Consider the following 12,731-nt stretch of genomic DNA (forward strand, 5'->3'; position numbering starts at 1 on the left):
TCTGGATGACGCCCCAAAATTTTTTTATTCTCTGTGAGATTTTTTGCCCCTCCGGGGGGTATTCCTGATGAAAGGCCTTTCAAACCAACCCACAGAAAGGGAGTAGTCATGACCGACGAGACATTTGAACAGGCGGCCCGGACCTATGGCGATATGCTCTACCGGGTGGCCTACCACGCCCTGCGGAGCCGGGCGGACGCGGAGGACGTGGTGCAGACGGTGCTCCTCAAGCTCTACCAGCAGGATGGCTTTGAGAGCGAGGACCACCTGAAGCATTGGCTGCTACGGGTGGCGGTCAATGAGAGCCGGAAGGTGATGCGTTCCTTCTGGCGCCGCCGGGCGGTACCGCTGGAGGAGCGGGACGAGGCGCCCCTTCCGGCGGAGGACCGCCGGGAAGAGGTGTTTCAGGCGGTGATGGCGCTGGATGGAAAGTACCGCCTGACCATCTACCTCTACTACTACGAGGGCTGCTCCGTCAAGGAGACGGCGGCGGCCATGGGGGTCAATCCCTCCACCGTACAGACCTGGCTCCAGCGGGCCCGGGCCCGGCTGCGCCGGACGCTTTCCGAAGAAGAGGAGGGGAACGACGATGTTCGACCACAACGCATACCGTGAACGATGCTCGGAGCTTCACGTCTCCGAAGAAGCCCTACAGGAGGTCATTGAAATGGCAGAACAGAAACAGAAGAAGCCGGTCCGCCGCCCGCTGCGGGTGGGCCTGATCGCCGCCGTGGTAACGGTGGCTCTGATGGCGACCGTAAGCGCCGCCAACCCGGAGGCCCTGGAGTGGCTCTCCGCCACCATCCGCTCGTCCGCCTCTATCGGAGATTACCGGGAAGAGATCGTGATGGATGACACCGGCGAGACCATCACCGCTTTGCGGCTGCCTGATACGGCGGTAGAGGAGAGAGACGGCCGCATCATCCTTACCGTGGACGGGGAGGAGACGGACATCACCGAGGCCATGGAGCGGGACGGCAGCTACCTCTGGACCCGGGAGGATGAGGGAGCCAAGGTTTCCGTCCAGGTGACCCTGGATGAGGACGGAAAGCCTGTGGCTGTCTCCCATGTGACACTGCCCGACGGTACCGGACAGGATGCCGACATGGCTATGGTCACAGAGATCAGCGGAGTGGAATAAGACGCAAAGGACCCGGACGGCAGCCGCCGCCCGGGTCCTGTTTTATTGTCCCGCCAGGAAGGAGCGTACCTCGTCCAGCCGGGCCATGCCCTCGTCGTAGCCGTCCTGCCACAGGGCCTGGATCTTGGCCACGTCCCGCTCGGTGCGGCTGAAGCCCTGGGTATTGTGAGGAGCAAAGAGAAGCACACGCCCCTCCTTTTCCAGCTGAAAGAGCTTTTCCCGGGCCTCGTTGTAGGTATCTGCCCGGCGGCGCATGGTGTCGCAGAAGTTGGGGTACTTCCGGTAAACCCGGTCAATGAGAGGCTGGAGCTTCTCTGGCTGCCGCCGGAAGTCCCGTTCCCGGGTGAGTACCACGATCAGCCGGTCGCAGCCCTTCTCAAAGGCTCGGTCAAAGGGAATGGCGTCCGCCGCGCCGCCGTCCATGAATGGTTTGCCGTCAATGTGGAAAATAGGGAAGAGGAAGGGCAGAGCACAAGTGGCCTGGAGGATGGTAAAGCTCTTGTCGTTGCCGTCCACCGGCAAATATTCTGCCTTGCCGGTGTCAAGGTTGGTGACCGCTGCTTCCACTTCGCCGGGGAATGAACGGTAGGTATCATAGTCAAAGGGGATTAGCTCGTTCGGAATGGTGTCATAGACGAACTTCAGACCGAAATATGCCTTGTTGTCCCGGCGGAGCAGGTTGCCCATGCTCATATACCGCTTATCATTGACGTAGTTTACCATAATATCAAGGTTGCGGCGGATCTGCCTGGACACATAACTGACACCATAAGCGATCCCGGCGGAAACGCCGATGACATAGTCCGTCATAATACCGCCGGTGAGCAGGGCGTCACACACACCGGAAGAAAAGATGGTACGAATGGCTCCACCCTCCAGTACGATCCCGGTCTTCATGGACAACACATCCTTTCTTACATGGACAGTACATTTTTGCGGCACCAGGCCCGGCTGCGCCACCGCAGCAGGAAGAGCACCGCCCGCAGGCACTCGTCGCAGGCCATGGCAATCCACAACCCCGCCAGCCCCAGGCCCAGGGGCACGGCCAGCAGGAAACCGCCTACTACAGCGGTAAGCCAGGCGCTGAAAATGCAGATGGTGATGGGGAAGCGAATATCTCCGCAGGCCTGAAGAGCCCGGCACATGACCATGTTCACCGCACGGCCCAGTTCCAGGGGGATCTCGATGATCATAATGATGCGGAAGAGTTCCAGCACCTGGGGATCCTTGGTAAACAGGCCCAGCAGGGGCTGACAGAACACCAGCAGTATCACCGCCATCAGACCGGAGATAGCCAGGGAGGCCAGCAAGGTGCGTTTTACCAGCCGCTCCACGTCGGGAACCCGGTCGGCGCCCATCAGGTGGGCCACCATGACCTGGGCGGCCTGGGAGATGGCGGAGCCGAACATATAGGTGAGCATGGCGAACATATTGGCGTACACTCGGGTGTTGATGACGAAAATGGCAAACAGGTTGCAGATGGACTGGATGGCCACCTGGGACAGATTATAGGAGATGGACTCTCCGCCGGCGGGGATGCCGATGCGCAGCAGACGGCGCAGCTGGTCGGTGGGGAAGGGGCGGAGCAGCTTGAGGGAGAGCACAGGGCCAAACTTCCGGCGGAACAGGAAAGCGATAAGGATGACGCCCACCACACGGGAGATATCGCTGGACAGAGCGGCGCCTGCCACGCCCAGGGCAGGCAGGCCGAAGGTACCACCGATGAGCACCGCGTTGCCGCCGATGTTGAGCAGATTCATGATCACAGCAACAATCATGCTCTCCTTCATCATCTGGTTGGAACGGAAAAAGGCGGTAAAGGTGAGATAGACCGCCTGGAACACCATGCCCCCGCCAATAATCCGCAGGTACAGGCAGCTGCGGTCCAGGATTTCCGCCGGTACCTGCATCAGGGTGAAGATGGGGCCGCACAGAACGATAAGCAGGGTTCCTACCGCCAGACCGAAGATAGCGTTGACCAGCAGTGAAAGGGTGTAGGTCTCGTTGACCCGCTGTTTATCCTCCGCTCCCAGGTAACGGGAGATGAGAATGGTGGAGGCGGTGGAAATAACGGAAAAGACCAGCAGCACCAGATTGGTGATCTGGTTGGCGTTGCCGATGGCGCCTACGCCGTTGGGGTCAAAGTGCCCCACCATGACCTGGTCGGCGTTGCCCACCAGCATCTGAAGAAGCAGTTCGATGAAGATGGGCCAGGTGAGGGACAGAATGCCCGGCTCGCGCCGGCGAAGGACGGTTGCTTGTTCCATGGAGGGGCTTCCTTTCGGTACAGAAATGGGAAATAGAAAGTACCGTATTAGTATAGTGTCTCCATGACAAAATGCAAGGGGGAAAAACGCCGTCTTTTTCCCCTGTTTCAGGGAGCCCATCCGTTAATTTTTGTCAAAGTCAGATGAGGGCCAGGGTTTTCAGCACATAGAGCCACAGGGTCAGGGTAAAGGCGCTGAAGCCGGTGGTAAGCATAACGGTGCTGGAGGTGAGGGTGCCCTCGTGGCCCATGTTGCGGGCCATCACGAAGCAGCTGACGGTGGTGGGGCTGCCCAGCATGGTGAGGGCGGCCACCAGCTTGTCGTCCCGGAAGCCCATGGCTGCCGCGATGGGCAGGAAGATGGCCACAAAGACCACCAGCTTGAGGGCGGTGGCGGAGAGGGCGGGCTTGATGCGGCCGATAGCTTTCTTCCAATCAAAGGAGGCGCCCAGGGCCATGAGTCCCAGAGGGGTACCGGTGGCGGAGATGCTGTTCACGGTTTTGGTGAGGATGGTAGGCTGGGGAATGCGCAGCAGGGTCCAGGCCAGGCCAACGATAATACCCAGAATGATGGGATTGGTGATAATTCCCTTGGCCACTTTCTTGGCCGCCCCCTTGGAAAGGCCCTTCTGAGTGGGGCTGGTGAGGGAGAGTACCGTCACCGCCGCCGCGTTATAGAGGGGGACCGCGCCAATGATGATCAGGCTGGCGGCCCCGGCGCTGCCGTAGAGGTTCTCCAGAAAGGCGGCGCCCAGCAGAGCCACGCTGCTGCGGTAGCCCACCTGAATGAATTCCCCTCGCAGTGGGGGTTCTTTCAACATACGGCTGAACAGGGCGGTGAGCAGGATGGAGGCCAGAGTGGCCAGAAAACAGAATACCACAAAGGAGGTGTCCCACACCTGGAAAAAGTCGGAGCCGGTCAGGTCCTTGAACATCATGACGGGCAAGCCCACTTTAAACACATAGCTGTTGAGCTTATCGGCAAAGGCCTGGCTGAAAAAGCCCATTTTACGGAATGCGACACCCAGCAGCATGAGCAAAAAAATGGGTATAGTACCATTGAGACAATAGATCAGATTGTCCAGCATGACGATCTCCTCCAGAAATGACATCTATTTCATTATATCCCCTCCGCTATACAGGTGCAAGATTACCAAATGGTAAGTGGAATGGGTCAACCTGGCCGGCGCATAGGGATATCAAAAAGGGGGATTGCGCTATGGAGTGCCGGGGATCGGAGTTACGGGACAAGGAGATCATCAATATCAGCGACGGCAGCCGGATCGGCTATGTGGGGGATGTGATTATGGATCTGGAAGAGGGCAAAGTGAGTGCTCTGGTGGTGCCTGGGCGGCTGCGCCTGTTTGGCCTGTTGGGGCGGGAACCGGACACGGTTTTTCCCTGGACAGCGGTGCGCCGCTTCGGTGCGGACACCATTTTGGTGGAGGGGACGCAGGTCAGACAGAGAGAGCGGAGGGAACGAGCCTAATTTCGGGTGTTCTGCCATTGTTTTGCCAGCTTTTCCGTGCTATAATTCTATTTTAAAGCACCATATATCAAACACGTCAAATACGCAGGAGGATCGCCATGTGCGGGATTGTTGGATATGTTGGAAGGGAGGAGGCTGCGCCAATTTTGTTGGACGGCCTGTCCAGGCTGGAGTACCGGGGGTATGATTCCGCCGGTGTAGCGGTATACGGAGCAGAAGAAGGAATGCAGGTGGCCAAGGCCAAAGGGCGGCTTCAGGTGCTAAACGACCTGGTTAAGGGCGGAAGCACCCTTCACGGCACCATTGGCGTGGGCCATACCCGGTGGGCTACCCACGGGGCCCCGTCGGACGTCAATTCCCACCCCCAGGTCAGCGAGAATGGCCGGTTCGCCGTAGTCCACAACGGTATCATCGAAAACTACGCTGAGCTGCGGGAATTCCTCCAGTCCGAGGGAGTGCAGTTCGTGTCGGATACCGATACCGAGGTGGCGGCGCAGCTGCTGGAGTATTACTATCAGGGCGACCTGCTGGACGCAGTGGTGCGTACCCTCCACACCATCCGGGGCGCCTACGCCTTGGGCATCCTGTGCGCCGACTGCCCTGACCGGCTCATTGCTGCCCGAAAGGACAGCCCGCTGATTCTGGGCTTCGGCGACGGCGCTCACTATCTGGCCAGCGACGTCACTGCTCTCATCAAGTACACCAGAGAGGTGTGCTTTCTGGATGACGGTGAGATCGCGGAACTGACTGCCGACCACCTGTGGGTGTACGATTCCTACCTGCGCCCGGTGGAGAAGGAGCGCCGCCATGTGGACTGGGAGATCTCTGCGGCGGAGAAGGGCGGCTACGAGCACTTTATGATCAAGGAGATCATGGAGCAGCCCGAAGCAATCCGCAAGACCATCTCCCCCCGCATCAAGGACGGCCGTATTGTGCTGGATGACTGGCGGCTCACCGCCCGTGAGCTGGAGGAGATGGACCGGCTGTATATCATTGCCTGCGGCTCCTCCTACCATGTGGGTGTGGCGGCCAAATATATCCTGGAAAAACTGCTGCGAAAGCCGGTGGAGGTGACCTTGGCCTCCGAGTTCCGCTACTGCGATCCCATTGTGTCGGAGCGTACTCTGGCCCTGGTCATCAGCCAGTCCGGCGAAACCATCGATACCCTGGCTGCCATGCGGGAGGCCAAACGGCTGGGCGCCAAGGTGGTGTCCATTGTCAACGTGGTGGGCTCCACCATTGCCCGGGAGAGCGACAGCGTGCTCTACACCTGGGCCGGACCGGAAATCGCCGTGGCCACCACCAAGGCCTATTCCACCCAGCTGGCGGTGATCTACCTCATCGGCCTGTACTGCGCCGACCTGCTGGGCACCTTGGACCGGGCGAACTATGATGCCATTCTGGCAGAGCTCCAGCGCATTCCGGACAAGCTGCAGGAGATCCTGGAAAATCGGGAGGACATCCAGTATTTTGCCTCCCTGTACTTCAACCGGCCTTCCATGTTCTTCATCGGCCGCAATCTGGACTATGCGGTGGGTCTGGAGGGCTCGCTGAAGCTGAAAGAGATTTCCTATATCCACTCGGAGGCCTACGCTGCCGGAGAGCTCAAGCACGGCACCATCTCCCTCATTGAGCCGGGCACCCTGGTGGTGGCCCTGGCCGGGTGCGGGCCCCTGTTTGAAAAGACAGTGAGCAACGCGGTGGAGGTCAAGAGCCGGGGAGCCGACGTACTGGGTCTTACCACCCGGGACCGGGCGGCCGATCTCAGCCGTACGGCGGACCATGTGATTGCCATTCCTGAGACCCATCCCATGCTGCTGCCTTCCCTGGCAGTGGTGCCTATGCAGCTGTTCGCCTATTATACGGCGCTGCAGCGGGGTTGTGATATTGATAAACCCCGGAACCTGGCCAAGTCTGTAACAGTGGAATAAAAAAGACGGAGGAACGACATGAAACGACTGATCGCATTACTGATGGCAGCCGTTCTGGCCCTGGGGCTGACGGCCTGCGGCGGAGAGAAAGAGACCGCAGAGCAGGTCACGGTGCGCTATGGCCTATCCAATGCCTGGGACTCCCTGATGCCCTATAACAGTCCTTCGGGCAGCAACTACACCCGTATTGTCTGTGATAAGATCTATGACCGGCTGGCCTATGTCCATGCTGACGGCACCCTGGACCCCCGAGGCGCTAAAAGCTGGGAGAGTACCGACGACGGTATGGCGGTGCTCTTCCACCTGGATGAAAAGGCTGCCTTCCACGACGGCACTCCGGTGACCGCCCAGCACTGGGCGGATACCATTGCCCTCATTACCAACCCGGACTGTCCGGCCCTGGGCCGTGGTACCTTCTCCGTGCTGGCAGGCACCGACAGCAACGGCTGCGCCGTGGCGGGGGAGCAGCTGGGGGCGGAGGCAGTGGATGAGTACACCCTGAAGCTCACCTTCAAGAGCGCTACCACCCCGGAGGACTTCCTGCTGGACAAAAACCGGGAGCTCTATGTGCTGCCCACCCATCTGCTGGCGGATACCGAACCGGCGGACATTATGGAACTTGACCTGTGGGACGCACCTGTAGGTTCCGGCCCCTGCAAGTTTGTGGAGGAGATCCCGGGCAGCCAGCTGGTGCTGGACATCAACAAGGACTATCAGCTGGGCTGTCCCGACTTTGATCAGCTGGTGGTGACGGTGATCGATAAGTCCAACCTGTTGTCCTCCCTCATTTCCGGCGATCTGGATTACTATGCCTTTGGTGGCAACCTGTCCATGGATGATGCTGAAACCGCCAAAGCGGGAGGCATTGAGGTGCTGGAGGGCGAGGTCCCCAACACCTTCTATGAACTGATGCTCAACTGCGAGACCATCCCCAGTGCAGAGGTGCGCCGGGCCATCGATCTGGCCCTGGATAAGGAGGCACTGTGCCTTCAGTCCACCCATGGTTTGGGTGAGCCCACTGCCACCGACGTGACTCCGGGTACGGAGTACACCTGCTCCCTGACCTGGCAGCGGGACGTGGAGGGAGCCAAGACGCTGCTGGAGCAGGGAGGCTACGACGGGCGGACCTATACCCTGGCCTGTACCTCCAACCGCTCCGGTCTGGCTGCCCTCATGCAGCAGGAACTGGCCGAGGTGGGTATGAATGTGACCATCGAGACGGTGGACTCCGCCGCCCTCTTCTCCGGTATGGCTGACGGCAAGTACGACATGGCCATTGCCAGCCATACCCCCGGCGCGCTGCCTCTGTGGTTTACGGAGAGCCGCCTCAGTGAGAGCAACAACATCTTCCACATTGCCGATCTGGAGCCCTACACTTACTATATTGACCAGATCAAGAGTTCCTCGGGCTGGGAGACTCGCCAGGTCATGCTGGATAAGCTGCAGGAGCTGCTGGCTGATCAGCGGCCCTTTATCCCCCTGTGGTTTGGCCGTACCCTCCATGCCCAGTCTCCCACAGTGGACAACATCGACTACCCCTCGTCCAGTTTCTCCAATGAGAACATCTGGGCGTGGCGCATGAAGGAGGCCTGAAAGGCCCCTTCTCCAAACTAGAAAGACCTCCGTAGGGCCGCCGCCCATAGCGGCCCGTGCCCCTGATTGGGGCCGGAAGTGCAGGAGGAAGCGAAAACTATGGGACAATATTTCCGCCGTCGTCTGCTGACGGCCATTCCGGTCTTTTTCGGAATTACGATTCTGGTATTTTGTATGCTTAATCTGGCCCAGGGCTCCATCCTGGACCTGATGGGGGAGGGAAGTGGCGCCACCGACGCCGACCGCTCTGCCCTGGCCGCCTCCCTGGGGCTGGACCAGCCCCTGCCGCAGCGGTATCTCTCATGGCTGGGCGGATTGCTCCGGGGAGACTTGGGCAATTCCTACACCAACGGGAAACCGGTGGCTGGGCTCATTGCCCAGCGGGTAGGACCATCCCTGCTGCTCACCGGCACCGGTGTGGTGCTGGCGATAGCCATCGCTTTACCCCTGGGGGTGTTGGCTGCCTGGAAGCCCCGGTCTGGCTGGGACCGGGCGGCCTCTGCCCTTAGCTTGGTCAGTTTCGGTGTGCCTGGCTTTTTCCTCTGCCTGGCCGGCATCTTTGTCTTTTCCGTCACTCTGGGCTGGTTGCCCGCCAACGGGATGTATGCCGCCGGGCGGTTTACCAGCCTGGCCGACCTGCTCCGCCATCTGATCCTCCCGGCAGGGGTGGTGTGTCTGAGCAGCGTGGGCGAGCTGGTGAAGCAGACCAGGGCCGCCTGCCTGGAGACTTTGGGAGAGGACTATATCCGCACTGCCTATGCCAAGGGGCTCACTGAACGGGCGGTCATGGTACGCCATGCCTTCCGTGGCTCTATGATCCCGGTGCTTACCACCATTCTCAGCCACATTCCTCATATCCTGGGTGGCTCCGTGGTGGTGGAGCAGATCTTTGGCTGGCAGGGTATGGGCAGCCTTCTGTTTTCCGGTATCTCCGGCCGGGACTATCCCGTGGTAATGGGCGTCACGGTGGTCATCGCCCTGACGGTGCTCCTAACCAACCTGCTCCTGGATCTGGTCTACGGACTGGTGGACCCCAGGGTGCGCTATGGGAAGGGGTAGGGCTATGGAGGAAAAACGTTTAGGCCGCAGCCCCTGGGACCGGTTTAGGGCGGACCGGAGGGCGATGGTATGTCTTTATATACTCTGCCTGGAGATTCTTGCGGTGTTGCTGCTGCCGCCGCTGCTGGGTCTGGAGCCCAATGCCAGCGATTTGGAGGCAGGTTTCTGGGCTCCGCCGTCGGCAGAGCACCCCCTGGGTACCGACGATGTGGGCCGGGACCTGCTGGCCCGGTTGCTGAGCGGAGGGCAGGTATCCCTCTTCATTGGCCTGAGCTCTGCCGCCATCAGCACCGCTCTGGGTGTGCCTCTGGGCCTGCTGGCGGGTTACCGCCGGGGAGCCTGGGAGTTCTGGATCATGCGGTTGGCTGATATCTTTCAGACCTTTCCCTCTATCGTGCTGGTGCTCTGCCTGGTGACGGTAGTGGGTCCGTCGGCCACCAATATCGTACTGGTGCTGGGCCTGCTGGGCTGGACGGGAATTGCCCGGTTGGTGTACGGCAATACCCTGGCAGTGCGTGAGCGGGAATATGTGCTGGCAGCCAGGGCCCTTGGCGCCCGGACCGGGACCATCCTGCGGCGAAATGTGCTGCCCAATGTGATCTCCCCCGTATGGTGCTCTATCCCCCTGCGGGCGGGGCGGGCCATCCTGTCGGAATCCAGCCTTAGTTTTCTGGGCTTCGGCATCCGGGCACCCCAGGCATCCTGGGGCAGTATGATCCAGTATGCCAGTAACCTGACGGTGCTCACCGCCCGGCCCTGGGTGTGGCTGCCGCCGGGCCTGTGCATTATTCTCACGGTGCTCTGTCTGGCGGGTATCGGAGACGGCCTGCGGGATGCGCTTGACCCCCGGTTCGACGGTCGGCGGTCCTGAGAACAGCGGAATATCAGTTGGAGAACCTGAAACAGCTCCAGCCCGGGAAGGACCGGAGCTGTTTTGCAGCAAAAGGAGGTAATAGATGGTATATATGTTGATTTTATGCGGTGTGGTGCTGGTAGCCTGTATTCTGGCCAGCCGCTTCTCTCAGCGGGCCGGAGTGCCGGCACTGCTGCTCTTTATGGCTCTGGGGATGCTGTTTGGCTCCGATGGGCTGTTGCGTATCCCCTTCGATGACTTCCGGGCGGCGGAGCAGATCTGTTCGGTGGCTCTGATCTTTATTATGTTTTACGGCGGATTCGGCACCCGCTGGGAAGCCGCCAAACCGGCAGCGGCCAGGGCGGTGGTGTTGTCCACCCTGGGGGTGGCGATGACCGCTCTGCTTACCGCCCTCTTCTGCCATTTTGCATTGGGGTTTCCGCCCCTGACCAGCTTCCTCACCGGCGCGGTGATTAGCTCCACCGACGCGGCCTCGGTGTTCTCCATTCTGCGCTCCAAAAAGCTGGGCCTGCGGTACCATACGGCCTCCCTGCTGGAGCTGGAAAGTGGCAGCAACGATCCCATGTCCTATATGCTGACCATGATTGCCCTCTCGCTGATGGGGGTGTGGGAGAGCGGCAATCTGATCTGGATGGTCTTTTCCCAGATCGTATTTGGCGTTGCGCTGGGTCTGGCGGTGGCCGGCCTGTCGGTGCTCGTTCTGCGGCGGGTCCATCTGGCGGACGGCATGGACTCCATTTTTGTGCTGGCAGCCGCCTTGTTGGCCTATGCCCTGCCTGCTGCCGTGGGAGGCAACGGCTATCTGGGTACCTATCTGGCAGGGATCCTGCTGGGCAACGCCAAAATTCCTCATAAGCCCTCCCTGGTCCATTTTTTTGACGGCCTGACCGGTCTGGGCCAGATCATCATTTTTTTCCTGCTGGGCTTGCTGTCCTACCCCACGCAGATGCCCGGCGTACTCCTTCCGGCAGTGGCCATCGCCCTGTTCCTGACACTGGTGGCCAGGCCGCTGGCGGTCTTTGTGCTGCTGGCTCCCTTCCGGTGCAAACTGCGTCAGTGTTTGCTGGTGTCCTGGGCGGGACTGCGGGGCGCGGCCTCCATTGTGTTTGCCATTATGGCTCTGGCCGGGGGAGCGGAAACCGGCTATGATTTGTTCCATATTGTCTTTTGTATCTCCCTGCTGTCCGTGGCAGTTCAGGGTTCCCTGCTGCCTCTGGTGGCCCGCAAGCTGGATATGGTGGATACAGAGGACAACATTGGACGGACCTTCAACGACTATCAGGACCAGCGGCAGCTCCACCTGACCCGCTTCCGCATCCAGCAGGGACACCCCTGGGAGGGAAAGACGGTAGGGGAGTGCAATCTGCCTGCCGATGCTCTGGTGGTCACCATCCGCCGGGGGGAAGAGAGTCTGATCCCCAACGGCAGCACCGTGGTCCAGGCGGGGGACCTGCTGGTGGTGAGCACGCCCATCTATCAGGACGACGGCGGTGTCAGCCTGCGGGAGCTTCCGGTGGAGGAGCATAAGGAATGGATTGGCCGCACCATCCGGGAGCTGGATCTGCCGACGGAGGTGCTCATCGTACTGGTTCGCCGGGCGGACGGTACCACCGCTGTACCCAAAGGGGGAACGGTACTCTGCCAGGGAGATACCCTGGTGGTCAGCGAAGGGGAGAATATGCGTCCCGCGTAAATCAGAAAAAATGGATGGAGGGGCTAAAATCTCTTGCCATTACCAAACGGTAAGTGTTATCATGATAACAAAGGATCATGTGAACCGGTTTCGTGGCAAAGGAGGCCCCACTGGTGGAGTATACGGTAGAACTGGCGGAAAAAAAGCAACTGCGCGTGATGCTCAACCCGGTACGGCAGGAAATGATCCATCTGCTGCGCCTGGTGGCTCGGCCGCTGTCCGCCAATGAGGTGGCGGAGCGGATGCAGCTGTCTCCCAGTGCCGCCCATTCCCATTTGAACAAGCTGGTGAAAATAGGATTGGTGTCAGCCCGGGAGGGTACCCGGCGGGACGGGAGCAAGACGACTTACTATCAGATGCGGGATGTGCGGCTGCGGCTGTGTCTGGGCCGGAAGGACGGCTTCCAGGGCGAGCGGGAGGCCCTGGCGGCCAATCTGGTGGACAGCACCTTCCGCAGTTTGCTGGATAACGTGTACCGCTATGTGGAACAGGAACTGAAAGACTACGGGGTGCTCCGCTTTGGGGCCCTCCATCTGGATACCGCCCAGCGTAAGGAGCTGATGGAGCTGGTGACGGATTATCTGGAGAAGCACGGAGCCCTCCGGCCGGAGGCAGAGGAGCACTGGGAATATGTGGTGCTTGCTTACCGGGCCGGGGAGGAATTGTAAAAAAATCAGGGCCGGAC

12 protein-coding genes are annotated in these 12,731 nt (G+C 60.2%); 9 read left to right on the forward strand and 3 right to left on the reverse strand.

Going from position 1 to position 12,731, the window contains the following annotated elements; all coding sequences use genetic code 11:
- Positions 1-108 precede the first annotated feature (108 nt).
- Together B5G40_RS07165 and B5G40_RS07170 are read left to right on the forward strand one after the other, a co-directional pair.
- On the forward strand, positions 109-615 hold the full coding sequence (locus B5G40_RS07165; RefSeq protein ID WP_087188195.1) for an RNA polymerase sigma factor: 507 nt from the start codon (positions 109-111) through the stop codon (positions 613-615).
- A 52-nt stretch (positions 616-667) separates the two neighbouring features.
- Positions 668-1,141, forward strand: a complete 474-nt coding sequence (locus B5G40_RS07170; protein WP_087399195.1) for a hypothetical protein — start codon at positions 668-670, stop codon at positions 1,139-1,141.
- 42 nt (positions 1,142-1,183) lie between these two features.
- On the opposite strand, the gene B5G40_RS07175 is transcribed toward B5G40_RS07170, so the two are convergent.
- From B5G40_RS07175 to B5G40_RS07185, 3 genes are all read right to left on the reverse strand, one after another.
- A complete protein-coding gene (locus B5G40_RS07175) occupies positions 1,184-2,038 on the reverse strand; it encodes a patatin-like phospholipase family protein (protein WP_087399196.1) in 855 nt (284 codons plus the stop codon).
- Between the two features lie 17 nt (positions 2,039-2,055).
- Entirely contained in the window at positions 2,056-3,408 is a 1,353-nt protein-coding gene (locus B5G40_RS07180; protein WP_087265736.1) for an MATE family efflux transporter, read from the reverse strand.
- 139 nt (positions 3,409-3,547) lie between these two features.
- Complete coding sequence (locus tag B5G40_RS07185; protein ID WP_343286727.1) at positions 3,548-4,519, reverse strand: AEC family transporter; 972 nt, start codon at positions 4,517-4,519, stop codon at positions 3,548-3,550.
- 107 nt (positions 4,520-4,626) lie between these two features.
- Here B5G40_RS07185 and B5G40_RS07190 point away from each other — a divergent pair, with 107 nt between their 5' ends.
- The 7 genes from B5G40_RS07190 (at position 4,627) to B5G40_RS07220 (ending at position 12,714) form a co-directional block, all read left to right on the forward strand.
- The gene (locus tag B5G40_RS07190; RefSeq protein ID WP_087265733.1) at positions 4,627-4,896 is read left to right on the forward strand and encodes a YlmC/YmxH family sporulation protein; all 270 of its coding nucleotides are present in this window, start codon (positions 4,627-4,629) and stop codon (positions 4,894-4,896) included.
- Positions 4,897-4,994: 98 nt separating this feature from the next.
- Complete coding sequence (gene glmS, locus B5G40_RS07195; protein ID WP_087389473.1) at positions 4,995-6,827, forward strand: glutamine--fructose-6-phosphate transaminase (isomerizing); 1,833 nt, start codon at positions 4,995-4,997, stop codon at positions 6,825-6,827.
- A gap of 18 nt (positions 6,828-6,845) precedes the next feature.
- Positions 6,846-8,420 (forward strand): ABC transporter substrate-binding protein, encoded by a 1,575-nt coding sequence (locus B5G40_RS07200; protein WP_087399198.1) that lies wholly within the window; start codon positions 6,846-6,848, stop codon positions 8,418-8,420.
- A 99-nt stretch (positions 8,421-8,519) separates the two neighbouring features.
- On the forward strand, positions 8,520-9,479 hold the full coding sequence (locus B5G40_RS07205; protein ID WP_087188203.1) for an ABC transporter permease: 960 nt from the start codon (positions 8,520-8,522) through the stop codon (positions 9,477-9,479).
- A 103-nt stretch (positions 9,480-9,582) separates the two neighbouring features.
- Positions 9,583-10,350: an ABC transporter permease gene (locus tag B5G40_RS07210; protein WP_242959317.1), complete on the forward strand. Its 768-nt coding sequence runs from the start codon at positions 9,583-9,585 to the stop codon at positions 10,348-10,350.
- 85 nt (positions 10,351-10,435) lie between these two features.
- Positions 10,436-12,046 carry a potassium/proton antiporter gene (locus tag B5G40_RS07215; protein ID WP_087399199.1) on the forward strand — a complete coding sequence of 537 codons (1,611 nt, stop codon included), beginning with the start codon at positions 10,436-10,438 and terminating at the stop codon, positions 12,044-12,046.
- 113 nt (positions 12,047-12,159) lie between these two features.
- The gene (locus tag B5G40_RS07220; RefSeq protein WP_087399200.1) at positions 12,160-12,714 is read left to right on the forward strand and encodes a winged helix-turn-helix domain-containing protein; all 555 of its coding nucleotides are present in this window, start codon (positions 12,160-12,162) and stop codon (positions 12,712-12,714) included.
- Positions 12,715-12,731: the final 17 nt, after the last annotated feature.

Source organism: Flavonifractor sp. An9 (assembly GCF_002161245.1).
GTDB classification, from domain to species: domain Bacteria; phylum Bacillota; class Clostridia; order Oscillospirales; family Oscillospiraceae; genus Flavonifractor; species Flavonifractor avicola.

Coding starts and splice junctions, on each gene's coding strand:
- B5G40_RS07200 (WP_087399198.1), top strand. CDS start 6,846: ATGAAACGACTGATCGCATTACTGATGGCAGCCGTTCTGGCCCTGGGG.
- B5G40_RS07190 (WP_087265733.1), top strand. CDS start 4,627: ATGGAGTGCCGGGGATCGGAGTTACGGGACAAGGAGATCATCAATATC.
- B5G40_RS07165 (WP_087188195.1), top strand. CDS start 109: ATGACCGACGAGACATTTGAACAGGCGGCCCGGACCTATGGCGATATG.
- B5G40_RS07170 (WP_087399195.1), top strand. CDS start 668: ATGGCAGAACAGAAACAGAAGAAGCCGGTCCGCCGCCCGCTGCGGGTG.
- B5G40_RS07175 (WP_087399196.1), bottom strand. CDS start 2,038: ATGAAGACCGGGATCGTACTGGAGGGTGGAGCCATTCGTACCATCTTT.
- B5G40_RS07205 (WP_087188203.1), top strand. CDS start 8,520: ATGGGACAATATTTCCGCCGTCGTCTGCTGACGGCCATTCCGGTCTTT.
- B5G40_RS07215 (WP_087399199.1), top strand. CDS start 10,436: ATGGTATATATGTTGATTTTATGCGGTGTGGTGCTGGTAGCCTGTATT.
- glmS (WP_087389473.1), top strand. CDS start 4,995: ATGTGCGGGATTGTTGGATATGTTGGAAGGGAGGAGGCTGCGCCAATT.
- B5G40_RS07185 (WP_343286727.1), bottom strand. CDS start 4,519: ATGTCATTTCTGGAGGAGATCGTCATGCTGGACAATCTGATCTATTGT.
- B5G40_RS07180 (WP_087265736.1), bottom strand. CDS start 3,408: ATGGAACAAGCAACCGTCCTTCGCCGGCGCGAGCCGGGCATTCTGTCC.